Here is a 22,956-nt window from a genome sequence, read left to right on the forward strand (position 1 = left end):
AATCGGTGACGAGGGAATGGGTAAACCGGCTGAAAGCCTTGCCCTGATTAAATCTTGTGGACGTTATTGGATAATATAAGACGTAAAAAAAGCAACCTAAAAGGCTGCTGTTTTTTCAGTGTGGTGCCCAGGGTCGGACTCGAACCGACACACCTTTCGGCGGGGGATTTTGAGTCCCCTGCGTCTACCAATTTCGCCACCTGGGCTGGTGAAGAAGTCAGCATTATATCAGTGTTTTTTATCTTGTAAACCAATTTTATTAATTATTTTTGAAAATTTTTTTAACATATTGAAAGCAATAAAAATTAAATTCAAATCCCCCCATAATCACAAACATTTCTATCTATATTTATAATGGAAAACAAATATCACCATAAGGTAGAAAATATATTAATATAATACCGTTACCAATGGAGTCCGATCATGAAATATCCATACCTGCTTTTCTCTGGCAGCCTTATCGCCTTACTATGTGCATGCCAGCCTCAACAATCTGCCACCACTACCCCTGCATCCTCTGATACAGCAGCATCCGCAACACAGGCAACCAAACTGCATGGTACTGATATACGCAATCAAAATATTGGTGGTGACTTCACCATGACTGACGGTAACGGCAATCTCTTTCAATTAAGTAAATTAAAAGGCAAAGTGGTCATTTTGTCTTTTGGTTACACACACTGCCCTGACATATGCCCTACCGAATTATTAACTTACAAAGATACTATCGAGCAATTGGGGGAATCAGCTAAAGATGTATCTGTTGTATTTGCCAGCGTTGACCCGGAGCGCGACACCCCCGAATTAATCGGTAAATATGTCAAACAGTTTCATCCTGACTTTATCGGACTAACCGTTACCGGTGATCAAAGCCTGCCCCTTATCAAACAGCAATATCAAGTTGTTTCCGCAAAAGCAAATCAACAATCTGAAAAAGTATATTTAGTTGATCACTCGGCTGGTACTTATTTATTAGATAAGAACGGTGAAGTAGCTATTTTTGCACCATACGGCAGTACAGCAGCACAAATCGCCGATGATATTAAAACTTTGCTCTAAACATTACCTACCGCAACCCGCCTATTTGGCGGGTTTTGTTATAGAATACATATTTTGAAAAATTGAAAGCCGCATGGGAACAAAACAGAACCTTTTGTTCTTTCAGACGGCATTTATATCCGGAATACCTATGTCTGAAACAGGTCTGACCATTGCCCTTTCCAAAGGGCGTATTTTTGATGAAACTTTGCCCTTATTGGCAGCTGCAGGAATCAAACCCGAAGAAGAACCCGGCAGTTCAAGAAAATTAATTATCGGCACCAATCTACCTGATGTACGCTTGGTCATTGTCCGCGCCTCCGACGTGCCTACCTACGTTCAATATGGTGCCGCCGACTTCGGTATCGCAGGCAAAGATGTTCTAATCGAACACGGCGGAGATGGGCTATATCAGCCGCTTGATTTACAAATTGCCAAATGCCGTATGATGGTTGCCGTACGCAAAGGCTTCAATTACGCCGCGGCATCACAACCGGGAAGCCGTTTGCGTGTGGCAACAAAATATCCTGATATCGCTGCCGAACATTTTGCAGGGAAAGGTGTACACGTCGATATCATCAAACTCTATGGCTCAATGGAATTGGCTCCATTAGTAGGATTAAGTGATGCGATTGTTGATTTGGTATCTACCGGAAGTACACTCAAGGCTAACAACTTGGAGGCCGTAGAACACATTGCCGACATCTCCAGCCGCCTCGTCGTAAATAAAGCTGCATTAAAGGTTAAATACTCTACTATCCAGCCCATTATTGATGCCTTTGCCGGCGCAATAAGCGCCTAAATAACATCAAAATGAATATGTACCGCCGTTACCGAACCATACTGCCAGTATTATTGTATTTTCCTTGGTCTGCCGTAATGGCAACCCAAACTACTATGTGCAGTAATTCCCAGCTTGCAGATATTTTGACTCCTACCGACAGCGAAAACAACAGTATTGAAGTTCGCTGTTCCGCCACCCTGCCTGCAACCGCCCGCATCGGCAAACGTCTGATTTTCAGTGGCAATCAAGCCAGCGGTATTACTTTCGATTGCAACGGAGCAACCATCGATTCCGGAAAGTCAGGCAAAATCGATAGTGTGCTTATTCGTTCAATCCAACAAAAAGGGCAATGGCAGGCACCGCAAAATATTACTTTGCGCAATTGCCGGATAGAGGGTTCCATACGGATTCAAGGTATGGCTGCCAACGGAGAGGGGGGATTATTACGTACCTCTTCTCTTCAAAATGATCATACCCAACGTGCACAACAAGCAGCTCCTCGTAATATTCGGTTAGAAAATTTAATTATTAACGGCCATGGACGCATACCTTTATATATTGCCCCGGGAGTGACGCAAATTACCGTTTCCGATAGTCATATCAGTGGCAGAAGCAATAGCGTAGCCGTTTATTTAGACGCAGAAAGTGCAAATAATACTTTCATCCGCAATACCGTCGACAGCAAAACTGCCCGGGAGTTGATTGCCATTGATGGCTCTGCACGCAATACTTTTCAAAACAACCGCTTTTCATCCTTAAATAAAGGCGGTATATACCTGTACCGCAATTGTGGCGAAGGCGGCACCATACGCCATCAAACGCCGTCTGAAAACATTATTAGAAACAATACATTTTTTTATAGGAAATATAAAGGCAGCTTGCCTTCGATTTGGTTAGGAGCTCGTAACGGCAAGCGAAACTACTGTCAAGCAGATGCGGGCTACTCATTCGGCAGTAGTGCCAATAATGCTGATTTTGCCGATAACAATACCGTTTCCAACAACCGGATTTATCGCTTACAACCTCAAATAATGATACGCGACCATGGACAAAACAACCGTATCAGTGGCAACCAAACAGTGTGGTAAAACATAAAACAAACTGTACTCTAAGCAATATCACCATACTTAAACTGATAGGAAAACCACTTTGCTAACCGAAAAAAAATTAGCTGTTTTAATTGATGCGGATAACGCCTCGGCCGACATTATCGCCCCCCTATTGGCAGAAATTGCCAAATATGGTATCGCCAGCGTAAAACGTATTTATGGAGATTGGAGCAGCGGTCTAAACAAATGGAAAGAAGCCCTGCTACCGCATGCTATTATTCCTGTTCAGCAATTTGCTTACACCAAAGGCAAAAATGCAACCGACATGGCGTTAGTGATTGATGCCATGGATTTACTTTACAGCAAAACTTTTGATGGTTTTTGTATCGTTTCCAGTGATAGTGACTTCACCCGCCTCGCATCTCGTATCCGTGAAAACGGTGTAACCGTATATGGTTTCGGCGAAAAGAAAACACCCGAATCATTCCGAAAAGCCTGCGATACTTTCATTTACACTGAAAATCTATTGGCTGCCGCACAAGCAACCAATACCGAGAAAACCGTCACACAAACAACAACCGAACTCAAGCATGCCGAGCAACCTGCCAATGCCGAAGAAATTATCTATCGTGCCATTAAAGAAACCGCAGATGATAATGGTTGGGTACAACTAGGCAGTCTGCGTAGCTATATAGGTAAAACCAATCCCGATTTCGACCACCGCAGCTACGGTTTCGGTAAATTCTCTGATTTAGTTCGTACACTGCCTAAAATTGACATAAAAACCATAGGTAATACAACAGTTTATATCCGTCGACAAAGCTACCGCCGTTTTATCCGCTTAGTACAGGAAATTATTGAATCGCAAACAGATAACGGTACAGGCACGGAACTCAACAATGTATGCAGCCGAATCCGTCAGCTTGACCCAGATTTCAACCCCAAAACTCTAGGTCAAAAAACCGTATCTCAAGCAGTACGCAACATTTTGCCGACATGGGTAGAAATTTACAGCCATGAAGGCAAAGAATATATCCGCAATGTTAAAACTATGATGTAACATACTTCTAGAGCCTGCTTTTATGAAACACTTAAATACCCAATCTCCTAATTTTCAAGATGAACTCAAAGCCCTTCTTGCTTTTGAAACTGCCCAAGATCCGAAAATTGATCAAATCGTAGCCGATATATGCACTGATGTACAAACACGCGGCGATACGGCTGTAATCGAATACACCAACCGTTTCGATGGTACTTCCGCCAAAACCATGGCAGACCTTAGCTTAAGCCAAAAAGATCTCCAACAGGCTTTTGAGCGCTTACCTATAGAAGTTCAGACGGCCTTAAAAACTGCTGCCGAACGCGTTGAAAAATACCACCGGCATCAAAAAATGAACTCGTGGCAATATACTGATGAAGATGGAACATTACTCGGACAGCAAATTACACCTTTGGATCGTGTCGGCATTTACGTTCCCGGAGGCAAAGCCGCCTATCCCAGCTCGGTTATTATGAATGCTATGCCCGCACATGTTGCCGGCGTACCGGAAATTATTATGGTTGTACCGACCCCCAAAGGTGAACGCAATGATATTGTATTGGCTGCCGCCTATATTGCGGGCGTCACCAAGGTTTTCACTGTAGGCGGAGCACAAGCTGTAGCGGCATTAGCATATGGGACTGAAAGCATCCCGCAAGTAGACAAAATTACCGGCCCGGGCAATGCATTTGTGGCCGCCGCAAAGCGCCGTGTATTCGGGGTCGTCGGCATTGATATGGTAGCGGGCCCTTCCGAAATTCTGGTTATTGCCGATGGCAGCACACCTGCCGATTGGGTGGCTATGGATTTATTTAGCCAAGCCGAGCATGATGAAATTGCCCAAGCCATCTTAATCTCTACTTCGCAGCCATACCTTGACAATGTTCAAGCATCCATGAACCGTCTAATCGCAGAAATGCCCCGCCGCACTATTATTGAATCATCACTAACAAATAGGGGCGCATTCATTCTTGCAAAAGATTTAAACGAAGCATGTGAAATCGCCAATTATATTGCCCCCGAACACCTGGAATTATCTGTAGAAAACCCAGATGTATGGGCCGCTAAAATCCGCCATGCCGGAGCTATTTTCATGGGAAAATATACCAGTGAAAGCCTTGGCGACTATTGCGCCGGACCTAACCATGTTTTACCTACAAGCAGAACCGCACGCTTCTCCTCACCTTTGGGCACTTATGATTTTCAAAAGCGCAGCAGCCTGATCCAAGTATCGGAGACAGGCGCTCAAAAGCTCGGAAAAATTGCCAGTACTTTAGCCCACGGTGAAATGTTAACTGCCCATGCGCGTGCAGCTGAATTCCGCCTAAAATAACTAAGCATCAACAAATAAAAAAACCGAGTAATTATGTATTCGATTACTCGGTTTTTTTATAAACACTTTTAATCCCATCTGAAATTAACGCTCACCACGATTGCCTGTCTTTTCTAAATCATTGGCTACAATATCATACTAATCCGACCCAAATAAAAACTACCCGCTATTTATTATAATAGCGGGTAGTTTTTTCAAATTAAGTACGTATCACCTGGTTAGCCTTCAATCTTTACCTCAACACGGCGGCCTTCAGCGGCATCGCCCTGTGCTCCGGTGGTATTTTCAGGTTTGCGTAACTCAATATTTTTAGCATCCACACCTTGAGCTTCGAGGAAAGCCTGAACTGCTTGAGCACGTTTCTTAGATAGCTCTTCGTTAGAAGCCGCATCACCCGTACTATCTGCAAAACCACTAATAATCAGCTTTTTGCCATCTTTTCCGGCTTTTACCAATTCTTCAGCAACGGTCACCGCATCGGCTGCAACTTCATTTTTACCTGTTGCAAAGTAGAATTTTGCAACGCCATTTTCCAAAGAAACACGTGCGGTATCATTCGACTCAGCAGGAGCAGTATTGGTAACAGCAGGCTCTGCAGGTTTAGCCTCAACCGCCGGAACTTTACCATCTTTATTAGACAAACCCCAAACATAAGCAGTCATAATATGTAATTTGTCATTATCCAAGAAGTTTGCCCATGCCGGCATTTGGTTATGACGACCGTTAGTAATGGTTTCGATAATTGCTTTCTGAGTACCGCCCCACAGCCACACATCATCCGTTAAATTCGGACCCAAGCCTTGGATACCCTGACCTTTATCGCCATGGCAAGTAAAGCAGTTTGCTGGACCGCCGTGAAACAACAGATTACCACGGGCGGCACGTTCTTCGTCATACTGGCCTTTAGGTTTGGATAAAGACATCACATAATTCGCCACATCTTTCACACGTTCCTCACCTAACACCGGACCCCATGCAGCCATCACACCTACACGGCCTTTTTCAATAGTTTCACGGATTTTATCCGGCTCTCCCCCCCATAACCAATCGTGGTCGGTTAAGTTCGGGAAACCTTTAGAACCTTTGGCATCAGAACCATGACATTGAATACAGTAGGTATCAAACAGGTTTTTACCAATACGTTGTGCTTGAGGGTCTTTTGCAGCCTGCTCAATCGGCATATTGGCAAATTTGGCATAAATCTTGCCATATTGCTCATTAGCTTGACTAACTTCTTTTTCATACTGGTTGTGGCTAGTCCAATTAAGGAAACCCTTGTAATCACCCAAACCAGGATAAAGTGCCAAATAACCGGCACCAAAAACCATCGTCAGAATGAAAAGATAAAACCACCAACGGGGCAGAGGATTGTTATATTCCTCAATACCATCCCATGAGTGTCCCATTGTTTTAACATCTTCACCCTTAGGCGGTGCTTTGGTTTTATTTTGCGACAGCAACAGCCAAGCCAAACCGACAAAGCTGAGCACAACAATCGCTGCAATGTATATATTCCAGAAATTACTGGTAAATTGTGAGGTTGTGTTCATTATTTTGCTCCGTTATCACGGGGTAATCGGGTGGTTTCCTCATGCGGTAAATCATCATCATTAATAATGCTATCTGCCGCATCGTTATAGTTTTGCTTGTTCCGTCGGTTCAATACAATATAGAGAACCAATAAGAAGCTGATAAAAACCCAAACTGTAAAGAGGGAACGCACCCAATTAATATCCATGATGTTACCTTACGTTTTTCAATGCCAAACCCAAGCCTTGCAGGTAAGCGATGACGGCATCCAATTCAGACTTATTAGCAAGTTCTTGAGGTACTTTTTCAATGTCTGCATCGCTGTAAGGCGTTCCTGCTGCACGTAGGGCTTTCATATTACGTACAGCGGTTTCAGGATTCACCGCATTACGTGCAAGCCATGGGAAGGCAGGCATATTAGACTCCGGCACAACATCACGCGGATTCAACAGATGGATACGGTGCCATTCGTCAGAATAGCGGCCACCTACACGGGCCAAATCCGGACCTGTACGCTTAGAACCCCACTGGAAAGGACGGTCATAAACCGATTCTCCGCCAACGGAATAATGACCGTAACGCTCGGTTTCCGCACGGAAGGGACGGATCATTTGTGAGTGACAGTTATAACAACCTTCACGTACATAAATGTCACGGCCAGCTACCTGCAACGCGCTATAAGGCTTTACCCCCGGCGCAGGCTCGGTTACGGATTTAGTAAAAAACAATGGTACGATTTCAATCAGGAAACCTACACTGATTACCAAGAAGGTAAACACGATCAGGAACCCGACTTTTTCTTCAGCTAGTTGTTGTAATTTCATTTTAGTAGCCTATCTTTCAGGTTTTTAATGATGCTGTGTTTGGGAAACCGCAGGAATTTCCGCATCTACGGCTTTTCCGCTTACTACAGTGCGGTAAACGTTATAAGCCATCAGAACCATACCGCTCAAATACAGCAAGCCGCCGAAGAAACGGATCATATAGAAAGGCATACTGCCTTTTACAGCTTCAACGAAAGAATAAGTCAGCGTACCATCATCATTTAAAGCCCCCCACATCAGGCCTTGCATAACACCTGAAATCCACATAGAGGCGATATACAACACTACACCGATAGTTGCGATCCAGAAATGCGCTTCAATCAGCTTGGTGCTGTACATTTCTTTTTTGCCCCACAAGCGGGGAATCAGATAATAGATGGAACCGATAGTAATAAAACCTACCCATCCCAAAGCGCCGGAATGAACGTGACCTACGGTCCAGTCGGTATAGTGGCTCAATGCGTTAACGGTTTTAATCGACATCATTGGACCTTCGAAAGTCGACATACCATAGAACGAAAGTGATACTACCAAGAATTTCAAAATCGGATCGGTACGTAATTTATGCCATGCACCGGAGAGAGTCATAATACCGTTGATCATCCCCCCCCAAGAAGGTGCGAACAAAATCAACGACAAAACCATACCTAAAGATTGAGTCCAATCCGGCAATGCGGTGTAGTGCAAATGATGCGGACCTGCCCACATGTAGGTAAAAATCAAAGCCCAGAAGTGCACAACAGACAAACGGTAAGAATAAACCGGGCGCCCAGCTTGTTTGGGAACGAAGTAATACATCATGCCCAAGAAGGCTGCTGTCAGGAAGAAACCTACCGCATTATGCCCGTACCACCATTGAACCATGGCATCAATCGCACCCGAATAAATCGGATATGACTTCATCAGACCGGCTGGAACGCTCAGGTTATTAACAATATGCAATAAGGCTACCGCCAAGATAAACGCGCCATAGAACCAGTTTGCCACATAAATGTGTTTGATTTTACGTGTTGCAATAGTACCGAAGAATACAACTGCATAGGTTACCCAAACCAAAGCAATCAAAATATCAATCGGCCATTCCAATTCGGCATACTCTTTACCTTGCGTAAGGCCCAACGGTAAAGTAATGGCCGCCAACACGATAACCAGCTGCCAACCCCAGAATGTAATGGCAGGCAGGATATTACCGCCGAAAAGGCGGACATTACAGGTGCGCTGCACAACATAATAAGATGTGGCAAACAGACCGCAACCGCCAAATGCAAAAATAACCGCATTAGTATGCAGCGGACGTAAGCGGCCGAAGTGGAACCACGGGCCGACTTCCGCCAAATTTAGGGAAGGAGCAAACAGCTGGGCTGCAATAATCACACCCACCAGCATGCCCACGATACCCCAAACTACAGTCATGATGGCGAACTGGCGCACCACCTTGTAGTTATAAGTTTGCGTTTCCATGAGGGTCTCCATTAAACATGGCTTTACTAATAATATACTATCGGTTTCGCCTAGGCGGCCTCTGAACGGAACAATGCCCGACAAAAACGCGCAAAGATATACCCGATTTTTCTTAATTTAACACCACCGACAGCCCTAGAAGGTACAGCCAGCAGAAGCTTAACTGAGATATTCTAAAGCAAAACCTGTGTTGTACCAAGTCAAATCCGTATAGAACCGTAATCTTTACGATGCTAACAAGTTGCCTTTGGTCAGATTTTGTAAGATTATAGGTTAGCCGGACAATGTTTCTTGACACAAATCAAGCGTGCTCCACTTCGCCCTACAAAACTTAACATTTAGAGATTTCGCTCCATGTTGCACTATCATTTAACTGCCAACCCGACTGCGCACCAATGGCAAATCCGCCTCACCGTTACACATTGCGATAACACTCCTTTACAACTAAAACTACCCAACTGGGTACCTGGCAGCTACCTGATCCGTGATTTTTCGCGCCATATCATTCAGATTGAAGCATTTTGCGATAGCAAACCTGCCAAGATCACCCAAATTACTAAAAATCACTGGGAAACCGAAGCCCGCTCAGGAAAGTGGCAAATTTGCTACACCGTTTACGCCTATGATTTATCTGTCCGCGGTGCTTATCTGACTTCGGAGCGGGCATTTTTTGATGGTGCCTGTCTATTTCTCTACTCACCGAATTACGAACATCTTCCACACCAAATCGAATTATGCGGTTTACCTCAAAACTGGCAAACGGCTACCACTCTGCCGGCTAAAGACTCCCATGTTTTCCAAGCCGGCTCCTATGCCGAATTAATCGATCATCCTTTTGAAATAGGCGAGCTGGAATTTTTAGATTTCGAGGCAGCCGGCATCAATCACCGAATCGCACTGAGCGGACATTATGCCGACTTTGACCGCACACGATTGCTAAACGACATACAGAAAATCTGTACGGCACAATTGAATATGTTTGGGAAACCCGTTCCCTTTAACGAGTATCTTTTCCTATTGCATTTGGGAAACAACATTTATGGTGGCCTGGAACATATCAGCAGCACCGCCCTACTGGCCGATAGAAAGTCCCTGCCTCAAGCAAATACGGCACTTCCCAATGATGACTACATCCAACTACTCGGATTGTTCAGCCATGAGTATTTTCACGCATGGAATGTCAAATCCATCAAGCCGGCAGCTTTTCTTCCTTACCAACTTGATAGCGAAAGCTACACCGAGCAGCTTTGGGCATTCGAAGGTATTACCTCTTACTACGATGATTTATTTTTAGTGCGCAGCGGCGTTATCAGCCCGGAGGCTTACTTAAAACTTCTAGCTAAAAACATCACACGGGTTCAGCAGGGTAAAGGCCGTCTGAAACAGACCTTGGCAGAATCCAGCTTTACCGCGTGGAATAAGTACTACAAGCAAGACGAAAACAGCCCGAATGCTATTGTCAGCTATTATCAAAAAGGAGCCTTGGCCGCTTTGTGCTTGGACTTGCTCATACGCAAAGAAAGTAACAACCGATACAGTCTTGATAATGTAATGCAAATACTTTACCAAGACTGGTGCCACACACGCACGGGGATTCCTGAACAGCATTGGCAAACCCGCTGCCAAGAAATTACCGGCCTTAACCTGCAAGATTTTTTTCAGACGGCCTTATATTCAACTGAAGATCTGCCCTTAGAAACCTGTTTGGCTTCGGTAGGTATCCATCTACAGTGGCAAGCCCTCCCCCGCAGTCATGGAGGCGACTTTATTGAAGCCCAGCCGGAAACAATACTTCCTGCTACTGATTTCGGTGCCCGTTACAAACAAAATGCCGACAACATCACTCTAACCCACGTCTTTAACGGAGGTAGTGCCGAATCCACCGCACTCTGCCCTCAAGACCGTATCATTGCGCTTAACGGGTTTGCCTGTACTGATTTCGACAAACAATGGTCTTCGCTGGCAATTGGCGAGACCGCCAAACTACATTATTTCCGCCACGGCGTTTTACATGAAACCTTAATGACTGTGCAGCAAGCCGATTGTGACACCGCTTTGCTGAACATAACTGATCGAGAAACAGCTTACCGCTGGCTTTTCTCAAACATCACCGTATAAATACCAATAAGCAAACATTGTTGAATACGCAAAATATATACCGATGCCGTCTGAAAACTTTTCAGACGGCATCGGTTAATTTTAATATATTAAAACATCAAATATCCGCTCCATCTGCTAACATCATAAAAGGCTTCTGATGCTTTCAATATCGTCGGAGCAAAATCTTTATTTGTACATTACCAGTTGCCCAGCCAAATAGCTCAGCAGCCAAGTTATAATTTTTTGATTAGTTACCGAACCCAAAATCATCTGTAACCGCCTAAAACAAAGGAGTAAACCATGAGTATCCACAAACTTGATGACAATCTTTATATAGCTCCGCAGCTTTCCGAGGAAGATATCCAAAAAGCTACAGAGCTCGGCATCCAAACCGTTATCTGCAACCGTCCCGACGGAGAAGAAGAAAACCAACCCTCCTTCAACACAATTTGCCAATGGCTAGATACTGCCGGCATCCGACATCATGTTCACCAACCGGTTACGGCACCAGCTATTAATACGGAAGACGCAGCGAAATTCGATTCTCTCCGCCAACAGCACCCAGCCCCTGTTTTGGCCTACTGCCGTACCGGTACACGCAGTACTTTATTATGGGCCTACACCCAAGCTGAAAAAGGTAAAGATTCAAACGAAATTCTAGAAGCCGCACGCTCGGTAGGTGTCGACTTAAGTAATTTTAGTGAACGGCTAAACAACCTTTCCCGTTAAATATCATAGTTATAAGCATTCTACAAAATCCGGTTGATTCTACTTCTTCAATCAGAAACTAAAATGCCGTCTGAAAATCATCTACAGACGGCATTTTTATATTTAACCATATCAACATACTAAACTATTTGTACTGTATTTTCAGACGGCCTATATAATTTCAGCAGATATATCTACCTATAGTTAACGGCTACAAATTTAGGCAGGATTTATAAAGCTTTCAATTTCTTGCAAAGCGATATCGGGCGTTGCGCCATGGCGTGCCGCAACCAAAGCGCCCAATGCGCAGGCGAAAGTAAGAGCCTCTTGCGGTGGTACCTGCTTGAGTAGTTGAAAAACCAAACCTGCCAAAAAACTATCCCCGGCACCTACAGTATCTGCAACTTTTACCCGGAAACCGCTGTAATGATACATTTCACCATAACGGTATAATACTGCACCATGATTACCTAAAGTCACACAAATACTTTCCGTATTAGTCAGCCCAGCCAAGAAGAGGATATTTTGTTCCAAACTATGATAGGGAGAGCCTAATTTTTCAGCTAATTCATACAATTCATCATCATTTAGCTTGATAAAATCAGATTGTTCCATCAAGTTCAACACACGTTCCGTCTGATAATGTGGTGCTCTCAGATTTACATCAAAAATCTTATATTTAGCCTCTTTAAGCAGACGATCAAGCGTATTTAGGGAAACTTCATCGCGCACGGCCAAGCTGCCATAAATAAAAGCATCTGATTCGGCCACACGCTCTATAGCCGCTTCTTCAATTTGGATACGATCCCAGGCACAAGGGTAAACAATGTCATAGGATGCGGAATTTTTGTCATCTAGCATCACCTTTACCAGACCGGTAGCCTGTATATCATCAACCTGAATCCACTCGGTTGAAACATTTTTCTCCCGAATGCAACGAATAATCTCTTCACCATTTTCATCATCACCGCGACGGCTGATAATCGCTGCATCAGCACCGAGTGCGCGCAACCGTACCGCCACATTAAGCGGAGCGCCTCCCAATACCTTGCCATCAGGGAAATCGTCCCAAAGCACTTCGCCGAAACCGGTAATTTTCATAAATATTTTCCTTAAGCGATTAATTTGAGGTTTGCTGCCGAAATTCGAAATAGCTTTACAGCTGTTGCCGCCTGCTTATTCTCAAATTTGAGCTGTTAAGTTTTTTTAATTGATATATTAAAGCTTTATCATAAACAGCAATTATGCCTATGACAAGATTATCCAACCATCAAGTAAAAATAGAATATGTTATGCCGGCTAAAAAATTTATTCGCCATAAATTTTCTATAAAAAGGCCGTCTGAACTTTTAGTATTCTTAAATTTGTAGAATACTAAAAGTTCAGACGGCCTTTCAAAAGAAACGCTAGTTATAACGAACGCGCTACTTCTACGATTTCAAATACTTCCAGCTGGTCGCCTTCCATAATGTCGTTGTAATTTTTCAGCATTAAGCCGCACTCGAAGCCCATCTTCACTTCTTTTACATCGTCTTTATAACGTTTCAAAGAAGCCAACTCTCCGGTATGGATAACCACGTTATTGCGGATCAAGCGTACGTGGGAATCACGTTTCACCATACCGTCAGTTACCATACAGCCCGCAATATTGCCGACTTTAGATACGCTGATTACTTGGCGGATTTCTACCGTACCAATAACATTCTCTTTCTCTTCCGGCGCCAACATACCGCTCATAGCTGCCTTCACATCATCAATGGCATCGTAAATGATATTGTAGTAACGGATTTCCACATTTTCATTTTCAGCCAATTTACGGGCAGAACCATCAGCGCGCACATTAAAGCCGATAATGAATGCACCGGAGGCAATAGCCAGATTGACATCGGATTCGGTAATACCGCCTACGCCGCTGTGCAATACGTTTACTTTTACTTCATCATTCGACAGTTTTTTCAGGCTACCGGCCAATGCCTCGTAAGAACCCTGTACATCGGCCTTGATAATAACTGACAACGATTGGGTTTGATTCTCGCCCATATTGTTGAACATATTTTCCAACTTCGCTGCCTGCTGCTTGGCCAAGCGAACATCACGGTACTTGCCTTGGCGGAACAAAGCAATTTCACGTGCTTTTTTCTCATCAGCCAATACCATGGCATCCTCACCGGCATTAGGCACATCCGACAAACCGAGAATCTCCACCGGAATAGATGGTCCGGCCTCTTCAATAGGATTACCGTTTTCATCCATCATCGCGCGGATTTTGCCGAAAGCAGTACCTGCTAGAAGCATATCGCCTTTACGTAATGTACCACTTTGCACTAACAAGGTTGCAACCGCGCCGCGGCCTTTGTCCAAGCGTGCCTCTACGATGATACCTTTAGCCGGCGCATCCACAGGGGCCGACAGCTCTAATACTTCTGCTTCAAGCAATACCGCCTCAAGCAATGCATCAATATTAAGGCCTTTTTTAGCCGATACATCGACAAACTGTACATCACCGCCCCATTCGTCCGGCACTACCTCATGCGCGGTCAACTCTTGGCGGATACGCTCAGGATTGGCAGTATCTTTATCAATTTTATTTACCGCGACAACAATCGGTACACCCGCTGCTTTAGAGTGGGCTATCGCCTCGATGGTCTGCGGCATAACACCGTCATCGGCAGCCACCACCAAAATTACGATATCGGTAGCCTTTGCACCTCGGGCACGCATGGCGGTAAATGCCTCATGTCCGGGTGTATCTAGGAAAGTAATAACACCACGAGGGGTTTCCACATGATAAGCACCGATATGTTGGGTAATGCCACCCGCTTCTCCTTGTACCACTTTGGCACGGCGGATATAGTCGAGCAACGAAGTTTTACCATGGTCAACGTGGCCCATCACCGTTACAACGGGCGGGCGGTGCTGTACTTCGTGTGCAGCTTCACCCTCACTGTTTTCCAAGAAAGCTTCCGGATCATCTGCTGCCGCAGCTTTACCGATATGCCCCATCTCTTCCACTACAATCAAGGCAGTATCCTGATCCAATGCCTGGTTGATGGTTACCATCATGCCCATTTTCATTAGCACTTTGATCACTTCAACCGCTTTGACGGCCATTTTGTGCGCCAACTCGGCCACGGTAATGGTTTCAGGTACCAATACCTCATGCACTACAGGCTCGGTAGGTGCTTGGAAAGCGTGTTGGTTCGGCTCCAACTTAAGTTGTTTTTTACCTTTTTTACCGCCACGCGCACGCTCTTCTTCACGGTTCGCATTGCGGTCACGGCCTTTACCTTTACCGCCGCGCGGACGTGTCTCTTTATCGTCCTGGCTGTAACGGTCCTCTTTTTTAGCACGTGCCGGAGCTGCGGGAATGGCAGCGGCAGCAGTTGCCAACGGTTTCTTTTCAGTCGGCTTGGCAGAGCGAGGCTCGGTATTTTTAGCCTCTTTAGCTGCTTTGGCTTCCTGTTGGGCTTGTAGTTTCACAGCTTCACGGCGTGCTTGACGCTCTTGTTTTTCACGTAGCAAAGCTTCTTGATGGGCACGTAAAGCTGCGGCGCGGCGCGCTTCTTCTTCACGTGCAGCCTGCTCTTCGGCACTAATCACCTCCACCGGTTTGGGTACCGGCTGTACTTTTGCTTTCGGAACAGGTTTGTTTTTACCTTTCGGTGTTTCCACTGTTTCTGCCGCAGGAGCTTTTTCCTCTTGCTGTTTGGCTGCTTTATCAGCCTCAGCTTGTTGGGCAGCGGCTTTTTCTGCCGCAATCCGCTCGGCCTCTTCGGCAGCCTTTTTCAGCTCGGCTTGACGGGCTTCTTCCTCGGCACGGGCAGCGGCTTCTGCAGCAGCTTTAGCCTTTGCTTCGGCTGCCAACTCTTCTGCCGAAGGTACGCGGATCTTGCGTTCTCGACGCCGAGTTTCAACTTGTACGCCGCCGATATTGCTGACCTCCGCCTTTTTACGTCCCACACTGATGGTGCCGCTTTCGCTGCCATGTGATTTTTTCAAATAAGCAAGCAGAAGCTGTTTGTCTTCCGAAGTAATACTGTCACTACCAGAAGTTTTGGCTACTCCAGCTTCTTGAAGCTGTTTCAATAAATCTTCAACCGGGCGTTTAAGTTCGGCGGCAAATTGTTCTACGGTATTGTTACTCATACTTTACCCCCTTAGTTTTCTTCATTAAACCAGTGAGCGCGGGCTGCCAAAATTACTTTTTTGGCTTCCTCTTCGCTAACGCCGGTAATCTCAATCAGCTCATCTACCGACAACTCGGCCAAATCATCACGATTAGTAATGCCGGCCTGTGCCAGATCACGCAACATATCTTGGTCGATACCGTCTAGAGTTTTCATGTCCTCCGCCACATCTTCCAATTTTTCTTCTGATGCGATCGCCAAAGTAAGAATGGCATCACGGGCGCGGTTACGCAGCGTTTCCACGATAGCTTCGTCAAAACCTTCGATTTCCAGCATTTCGCTGACCGGTACGTATGCAACTTCTTCCAAAGTAGCAAAACCCTCTTCCACCAAAACATCGGCAGTCTCTTCATCTACATTCAAATGTTGGATAAAGAGGTTGCGGATAGCCGTATTTTCAGCCTCGTTCCGTTCTTCGGCTTCAGCTACAGTCATAATATTCAGCTGCCAGCCGGTCAAATCCGCAGCAAGGCGTACGTTTTGGCCGCCACGACCGATGGCCAACGCCAATTGGTCTTCGGCAACAATCACATCTACCGCATGTTTGTCTTCATCAATCACGATTCGGCTTACTTCCGCCGGCGAAAGCGCATTGATCACAAATTGAGCGGTTTCAGGAGACCACAACACCACATCGATTCGCTCGCCGGCCAACTCGTTGGTCACGGCATTCACACGAGAACCGCGCACACCGATACAAGTACCCTGAGGATCGATACGCACATCATTGGCTTTCACGGCGATTTTAGCGCGCTGGCCGGGATCACGTGCCGCTTCTTTGATTTCCAACAAACCGTCTTCGATCTCAGGAACTTCCATTTCAAAAAGCTTAACAAGAAATTCGCGTGAAGTACGGCTGAGGACAACCTGCTTACGGCCTGTATTACCGATTTCATCTACCCGCAAGAATAATGCGCGGACACGGTCGCCGTTGCGGAAATTTTCGCGCGGGATCATTTGGTCACGCGGCAGCAAAGCATCAAGTTTGCCGATTTCCACAATAGTGCCATGACGCTCCACACGCTTTACCACACCCATAACGATATCTTCTTTACGGGCCAAGAAGTCTTCCAAAATCTGCTCGCGCTCCGCATCACGGATACGTTGCAAAATAATTTGCTTGGCGGTTTGGGCGGCTTGTCGGCCAAAACCTTCGTTTTCCAACTGTTCTTCGTAATACTCGCCGATTTGGATAGTAGTTCCCGGGATTTCCTCTTGAATTTCTTCAATGGTTTTTTCAACATCCGGATAAGTATAATCTTCATCGGCAACAATCAGCCAACGGCGGAAAGTACGGTATTCGCCGTTATCGCGGTTGATTTCCACGCGCACATCCATGTGCTCTCTATCCGCCTTTTTCTTGGCGGCGGTACTCAGGGCGAACTCAAGCGCCTTAAAAACAACTTCGGTATCCACGTTTTTTTCGCTGGCCAATGCCTCGGCCAGCTGCAGCATTTCACGACTCATAATGGTTCTCCAATCTCAATCTGCTATTTTTAAAATTTGAATTCGGGACGCAGACGGGCTTTGTCGATATTGCTGATTTCAATATCGGCGGTCTTTCCGTCGAATGTAATACGTACGGTATCGTTTTCACAACCTTCGATGCGGCCGATGAAGTTTTTTTGCCCTTCTATCGGCAGACGCGTTTTGATTTTTGCCTGCTGACCTGCAAAACGCACGAAATCAGCAGCCTTTTTCAACGGGCGGTCCAGCCCCGGACTAGATACTTCCAAACGCTTGTAATCTATATCTTCCACCATAAAAAGGCGGCTGAGGTGGTTACTGGCCGTCGCACAATCTTCAACGGTAATACCGCCTTCTTTATCAATAAAAACACGCAGGTCGCCCTGAGCGGTAAGCTCGAAGTCGACCAGTTCGTAGCCCAAACCGGGCAGGGTTTTATCCAGAATGGTTTGAATATCCATTTTACTCCACGGAAACAAAAAAATGGCCGATCGGCCATTTTTCTTGAAAATTGAAAAATTTCTTTATTATAACCTGCTTATCTTTAAAAGAAAAGCTTTTATCATACAAGCCTTCGAAGCAAGCAGGCCGCCTGAAAACCCATACAAACCATAAAGCAGTTTTCAGACGGCTTCGAGCCTTCTAATACAACTGAAAACAAATTTATACTTTATTATCGGTTTTTACTCCTCAATCAGTTAAACTCCCTTTTTAATTTTTTTAAATAGTAATTTTCACTATTTTTTAATAATATTTTTGTTATATTTTTATGCTTTCACTATCACTCAATATCATAAAAAGGTTGAAAAATATTACTTTTCGGCTTGCGTAAAGGTTTTGCGGCGTCTAGAATCGGACGTTAAGTTATGTATATTTACCGCAACCGCTGTAAAAGGCAGCTGCAACGAGGCTGTCGGCGGTTGGATTCTCTTCCTTTAAAGGCTTTCGATACTATGCTTCCTACTCCGATTTATAACTTTTCAGCCGGCCCCGCTATTTTACCCGAGTCGGTTTTGCGCACCGCTCAAAGCGAAATGTTTGATTACAACGGCACCGGCTTTTCTGTGATGACCATGAGCCACCGTTCGGATGTATTTATGAGTATTCTCTATCATGCCGAACAAGATCTGCGCCAGCTGATGGACATCCCCGACAATTACAAAGTATTGTTTTTGCAGGGCGGTGCCAGCGCGCAATTTAATATGGTGGTGATGAACCTGGCCAACGGCTTCAAACGTGTGGATTCGGTGGTAACAGGCAACTGGAGCCGTATCGCCCACAGCCAGATGGGCAAACTTTCCGACGTTGACGTACATTTGGCGGCACACGGCGGCGAGCAATTCAACTACACCAACCTTCCCCCTGTCAGCTCTTGGGATATTGACCCGACATCCGCCTTTGTGCATTTTGTGATCAACGAAACGGTACACGGCCTGCAATACCGTGAAGTTCCCAAATTAGAAGACGGCATGCCTCCTTTGGTATGCGATATGTCGAGTGAGATTTTGTCGCGTAAAATCAATGTCAGCGATTTCGGTGTGATTTACGCAGGTGCGCAAAAAAATATCGGCCCCTCGGGCGCAACGATTGTAATTATCCGCGAAGATTTGCTTGATCGTTGCTCCAGCCATATCCCTGACGTTTGGAACTACAAAGCGCATATCGAAAAACAAGGTATGTACAATACGCCGGCCACTTATCCGATTTACATTTCCGGCTTAGTATTCCGCTGGTTGCAGTCCCAAGGCGGCGTGGAGCAGATGGAAACCATCAACACATTAAAAGCCAAAACACTATATGAGGCAATTGATAACAGCGGCGGCTTCTATATTAATAAAGTTCATCCGGGTGCCCGTTCGAAAATGAATGTAATCTTCCATACCGGTAATAAGGAATTGGATGAATTATTTGCACAAGAATCAACTACCCGTGGCTTGCAACTATTGCGCGGCTATAAATCGATGGGTGGCATGCGCGCCAGCATCTACAATGCAATGACTTTGCAAGGTGTAGAAGCACTTATCGACTTTATGCAGGAATTCCAACGCCGTTACGGTTAAGCAAGTTGTAGATGATAAAAAATGCCGTCTGAAATTTTTCAGACGGCATTTTTTATACGGTACCACTATCTTCTGTTTTATCAGTAGCCAAAACTTCCAGCAAAGGAACCACCAAATTCTCAATCAAGTTCCAGAACAACGGCGTTTCAATAGGTAATGCATCATCGTGTCCGAATACCAACCGTACTTCGGTATAGTCGCATTGCCCCTTGCTCATTTTGCTGCCCAAATACTGTGAAAAAGCTTCATTTTCAGCAGCTTCCCTATCATCGGTAGCCAATAACCTTTCCGCTACAGCAAAGCTGGTTTTCGCAAAAAACGGAAGCGGTCTGCTCTGCCCGATTCTGAAATAATCCAACCACTTTTCAAGCTGCTTACAAGCATTTTCTTGAGTGATTGCCGGCAACTTGGCATGATGATCGGGATACAAAATATGACTTTCGAAACAAGGGCTTTCAGACGGCCTAACCGCACAAAAAATCAAATGTTGCAAATACAGGCTGATTTTTTGCGGTGCGTAGGGCTGACTATCAAGAAAGAAAATCTGTCCGTGTTGGTAACAATGACCCAAACTACCCTCAAGCGCATATCCGGCAAGCATCAGAGTATAAGCTTGTGGCGGTAACTTACGGCTCAAACAAAGCGTACCGTCTAACGACTTCGCCGCAATTTCAAAACGCTGCTGCCAAAGCCTCCCCAATTCTCCCGGCGGCAACAAACTTTGTGCGCGCAAACGGTGCCCGACACTGCCGAAATCCGCATGGGTACGGCGCGCCTCTGTATATTCGGCATAAACGATATCAGACCGGTTCGGTTCGAACGGTTCGGCTGCCTCCCATGCTTCATCACGATAAGGCTCCCTCCACCCCAACTGCCCTTGCAGCCAAGCACGGACGGGATTACGCCAAAAGCTGAGAAAATCCGACTGGGTAATCAAAGTTTCTGCCGTATCTTGTTGCTTGGTAAAAGCACCGTCAAAAAACGGGCGGCTACCGTTTAATGGCCGGTTCAATGCATCCGCATAATCTGCCCTACTACTCCTATACCCGCTTTCCGCATCAAAATAACGGCGGGAAAATACCTGCAACGGGTGCTGCACAATATATTTTTTACCGTATTCGCTGCTGCGCATACCTGCCATCGCCGCCAGCGTATCGATTAATTCACTCAACAAAGATGAAGGAGCAAGTATTTCATTATTTTGAATATCGCGCCCTATATAAGACAAATAAAGGATTTCGCGCGCACTTAAGATGGCCTCTAAAAACAAGTAGCGGTCATCGTCACGGCGGGCGCGGTCGCCTTTTTGCGGATAACGCGAAATCAAATCGAAACCGGCTGCTTTAGTATTGCGCGGGTAATCGCCGTCGTTCAAACCTAGCAAACAAATCATCCTAAACGGCAGACTGCGCATCGGTACCATGCTGCAAAACGTAATACCGCCACGTAAAAATCCCGCTTCGCTTTCACTGTCGAGAAAGCGCCCGATATGGCGGATAACGGTGTGTAGCGGCAATGCCCCTTCAAACTGTGCCAATGAAGCCTCTTCCTGCCAGCGTACCAACGACTGTTCGATTTGTTGTACGGCGGCCTGATCGTCTTCTTCGGGCGCAAACAATTCGCCCAACAAACCGCGTACGCGGGCGCACCATTGCGCCGTATCTGCCGCCTGCTGCCATAGGCGGTAATGCTTGGCAAGCGCATTCAAAAACGCACTGAATTGGCTGAGTACGGCCAATTGGTTCGGCTCACTGTGCCAAGCACTGACGCCTTCCCATAAAGACTGGTCTCCCTCGGGCAACATCCAGCCCAACACCAGCCGGTCCAAACCTTGCTGCCAAGTAAACAGATTATCGTCTGCGCCGTGGTTTCGCCGCATATTTCCATCTAAACCCCAACGGATATTCAGTTCTGCAATAATTGTGTGAAGCAGCGGTAAATCTTCGTGGGTAAGATTAAAGCGGCGTAATATCAGATTACTTTCCAGTAAAGGCAGTATTTTATCAACCTCAAACCGGCTGTCGAATAAGGCAAGAATCTGTTCGAGCGCATACAAAAGCGGCTGACGGCGGCTCAGACGCACATCCGAAACCGAATACGGCAATGCCTGCGCACTACCCTGCGCTTGCCCGAATACAGCTTCTATATAAGGGCTGTAAGGTTCGATATTAGGAGTTAGCACGGCAATATCATGAGGCTGCCAGTCAGGGTTTGCCGCCAAGACCTCCAGCAACTCCTCCTTTAAAATCTGCAATTCCCGCAAAGGGCTGTGTGCGCAACGGATACGGATAGTACCGTCGGGCAGGCAATTCCCCTCGCTGCCGGGTAAAACCAGATTTTGGATATCCTGTTGCAATTGCTGCAGCATTCCGGCTTGACTTTCACTATCAACATAAAAACTGCGCTCCTGCGCGACTCCCGCCTCTGTAAGGGCATCGAAGAAATCACGCCCTTGCTTACCCAATGAGGCCAAGAGCGGATGACCGCTTTGGGAAAGATCGGTATCCTCTTCACTTTTCAGAATTTGGGCAGCCTCGATAACATTACCCCAATAATGGCTGCTGGGGTTTAGAGCGAAAATGTGTACGTCGCAATGTTCGGCTAAAGCCTGTAAAAGCTGCAAATACATCGGCGCCATGGTAGCAATGCCGAATACGAAAAAACGCTCGGGCAAATGTTCGGCATCCAAAGCACCGAGCAGCTGCTGCCACAATGCAACCCGATGCGGTGCGTGGTTGCCGCCATCATCCAGATAACGCCACAATTCCGCCTGCCAGATTTCATCATCACCCAAACCATACAAGCCGCCGCTCTGCCAACTTTCTATCCATTGCGGACGGTAAACCAGATATTGGTCAAAAATATCGGCCAACTGCCCGGCCAATTGGTAAGCCGCCGTATCGCTGCTGCCTAAATAACCGTGCAATGCCCGATAAGCGGCGGGGCATACCGATTGCTCGTGAAAAGCGCTGTTTTGAAACAAATCAAACAACCGCCAACGCAATACTTCGGGATGAAACGGACTTAATTCGGGAATACCGAGAAGTAATTCGCGCATCAGCCGCCAACTTAATCCGGCAGGAAGGCTGAATCGTAAATTGGCCGCTATACCGGTTTTCCCTGCTAGATATTGGTTTAGATAACGGCGCATACCCTGACTTTGCACCACGACTTCCTCGGGCACTAGGGCTTGGCTCAAAGGCAGTTGCTGATGCAAAACACAAAATATATCGGCCAGCGTTTCAAGACGGTTTGATTGATAAAGATAAAGCATAATCAGGCAAAGTAAAAAATTATAAGCAGATTATATCGCCAAACCGGTTGCCCATTCGGCAAATACTCAGGCCGTCTGAAATATAACTGTGACAATTTGCCG

Annotated in this window: 17 protein-coding genes and 1 tRNA gene; 8 read left to right on the forward strand and 10 right to left on the reverse strand. The window is 45.9% G+C overall.

Going from position 1 to position 22,956, the window contains the following annotated elements; all coding sequences use genetic code 11:
* Positions 1 to 121 precede the first annotated feature (121 nt).
* Positions 122 to 206, reverse strand: a tRNA-Leu gene (locus ACEPPX_RS03875).
* 217 nt (positions 207 to 423) lie between these two features.
* Between ACEPPX_RS03875 and ACEPPX_RS03880 the strand changes: the two genes are divergently transcribed.
* The 5 genes from ACEPPX_RS03880 to hisD all read left to right on the forward strand — a co-directional run bounded on the left by ACEPPX_RS03880 (position 424) and on the right by hisD (position 5,243).
* The gene (locus tag ACEPPX_RS03880; RefSeq protein ID WP_416623014.1) at positions 424 to 1,059 is read left to right on the forward strand and encodes an SCO family protein; all 636 of its coding nucleotides are present in this window, start codon (positions 424 to 426) and stop codon (positions 1,057 to 1,059) included.
* Positions 1,060 to 1,189: 130 nt separating this feature from the next.
* On the forward strand, positions 1,190 to 1,840 hold the full coding sequence (hisG, locus tag ACEPPX_RS03885) for an ATP phosphoribosyltransferase (protein WP_416623015.1): 651 nt from the start codon (positions 1,190 to 1,192) through the stop codon (positions 1,838 to 1,840).
* A 77-nt stretch (positions 1,841 to 1,917) separates the two neighbouring features.
* Positions 1,918 to 2,910 (forward strand): right-handed parallel beta-helix repeat-containing protein, encoded by a 993-nt coding sequence (locus ACEPPX_RS03890; protein ID WP_416623016.1) that lies wholly within the window; start codon positions 1,918 to 1,920, stop codon positions 2,908 to 2,910.
* 61 nt (positions 2,911 to 2,971) lie between these two features.
* Positions 2,972 to 3,931, forward strand: a complete 960-nt coding sequence (locus ACEPPX_RS03895) for an NYN domain-containing protein (protein ID WP_416623017.1) — start codon at positions 2,972 to 2,974, stop codon at positions 3,929 to 3,931.
* A gap of 22 nt (positions 3,932 to 3,953) precedes the next feature.
* Positions 3,954 to 5,243, forward strand: coding sequence for a histidinol dehydrogenase (hisD, locus tag ACEPPX_RS03900; protein WP_416623018.1), 1,290 nt, complete (start codon positions 3,954 to 3,956; stop codon positions 5,241 to 5,243).
* A 218-nt stretch (positions 5,244 to 5,461) separates the two neighbouring features.
* Here hisD and ccoP read toward each other — a convergent pair whose 3' ends face one another.
* From ccoP to ccoN, 4 genes are read right to left on the reverse strand one after another with little or no spacing between them, the layout of a single operon-like run.
* Positions 5,462 to 6,793 (reverse strand): cytochrome-c oxidase, cbb3-type subunit III, encoded by a 1,332-nt coding sequence (gene ccoP / locus ACEPPX_RS03905; RefSeq protein WP_416623019.1) that lies wholly within the window; start codon positions 6,791 to 6,793, stop codon positions 5,462 to 5,464.
* Positions 6,793 to 6,981 (reverse strand): cbb3-type cytochrome oxidase subunit 3, encoded by a 189-nt coding sequence (locus tag ACEPPX_RS03910; protein WP_047759869.1) that lies wholly within the window; start codon positions 6,979 to 6,981, stop codon positions 6,793 to 6,795. Before ACEPPX_RS03910 ends, ccoP begins: the two co-directional genes overlap by 1 nt.
* A 4-nt stretch (positions 6,982 to 6,985) precedes the next feature.
* Entirely contained in the window at positions 6,986 to 7,597 is a 612-nt protein-coding gene (gene ccoO, locus ACEPPX_RS03915) for a cytochrome-c oxidase, cbb3-type subunit II (protein WP_416623020.1), read from the reverse strand.
* Positions 7,598 to 7,621: 24 nt separating this feature from the next.
* A complete protein-coding gene (gene ccoN / locus ACEPPX_RS03920; protein ID WP_200900147.1) occupies positions 7,622 to 9,058 on the reverse strand; it encodes a cytochrome-c oxidase, cbb3-type subunit I in 1,437 nt (478 codons plus the stop codon).
* A gap of 354 nt (positions 9,059 to 9,412) precedes the next feature.
* Here ccoN and ACEPPX_RS03925 point away from each other — a divergent pair, with 354 nt between their 5' ends.
* Positions 9,413 to 11,176 (forward strand): M61 family metallopeptidase, encoded by a 1,764-nt coding sequence (locus ACEPPX_RS03925; RefSeq protein WP_416623021.1) that lies wholly within the window; start codon positions 9,413 to 9,415, stop codon positions 11,174 to 11,176.
* A gap of 282 nt (positions 11,177 to 11,458) precedes the next feature.
* On the forward strand, positions 11,459 to 11,887 hold the full coding sequence (locus ACEPPX_RS03930; RefSeq protein ID WP_416623022.1) for a TIGR01244 family sulfur transferase: 429 nt from the start codon (positions 11,459 to 11,461) through the stop codon (positions 11,885 to 11,887).
* Positions 11,888 to 12,085: 198 nt separating this feature from the next.
* Here the strand turns inward: ACEPPX_RS03930 and ACEPPX_RS03935 are convergent, their stop codons facing one another.
* From ACEPPX_RS03935 to rimP, 4 genes are all read right to left on the reverse strand, one after another.
* Entirely contained in the window at positions 12,086 to 12,967 is an 882-nt protein-coding gene (locus tag ACEPPX_RS03935) for a carbohydrate kinase family protein (RefSeq protein WP_416623023.1), read from the reverse strand.
* A 309-nt stretch (positions 12,968 to 13,276) separates the two neighbouring features.
* Positions 13,277 to 16,012: a translation initiation factor IF-2 gene (infB, locus tag ACEPPX_RS03940; RefSeq protein ID WP_416623024.1), complete on the reverse strand. Its 2,736-nt coding sequence runs from the start codon at positions 16,010 to 16,012 to the stop codon at positions 13,277 to 13,279.
* A gap of 11 nt (positions 16,013 to 16,023) precedes the next feature.
* A complete protein-coding gene (gene nusA / locus ACEPPX_RS03945) occupies positions 16,024 to 17,520 on the reverse strand; it encodes a transcription termination factor NusA (RefSeq protein ID WP_416623025.1) in 1,497 nt (498 codons plus the stop codon).
* Positions 17,521 to 17,549: 29 nt separating this feature from the next.
* Positions 17,550 to 17,981 carry a ribosome maturation factor RimP gene (gene rimP / locus ACEPPX_RS03950; protein ID WP_047759877.1) on the reverse strand — a complete coding sequence of 144 codons (432 nt, stop codon included), beginning with the start codon at positions 17,979 to 17,981 and terminating at the stop codon, positions 17,550 to 17,552.
* Positions 17,982 to 18,473: 492 nt separating this feature from the next.
* Here rimP and serC point away from each other — a divergent pair, with 492 nt between their 5' ends.
* Complete coding sequence (gene serC / locus ACEPPX_RS03955; protein ID WP_416623143.1) at positions 18,474 to 19,580, forward strand: phosphoserine transaminase; 1,107 nt, start codon at positions 18,474 to 18,476, stop codon at positions 19,578 to 19,580.
* Between the two features lie 52 nt (positions 19,581 to 19,632).
* Here the strand turns inward: serC and recC are convergent, their stop codons facing one another.
* Positions 19,633 to 22,854: an exodeoxyribonuclease V subunit gamma gene (recC, locus tag ACEPPX_RS03960; RefSeq protein ID WP_416623026.1), complete on the reverse strand. Its 3,222-nt coding sequence runs from the start codon at positions 22,852 to 22,854 to the stop codon at positions 19,633 to 19,635.
* Positions 22,855 to 22,956 lie beyond the last annotated feature (102 nt).

It is taken from the genome of Neisseria sp. S1 (assembly GCF_048060015.1).
GTDB classification, from domain to species: domain Bacteria; phylum Pseudomonadota; class Gammaproteobacteria; order Burkholderiales; family Neisseriaceae; genus Neisseria; species Neisseria arctica.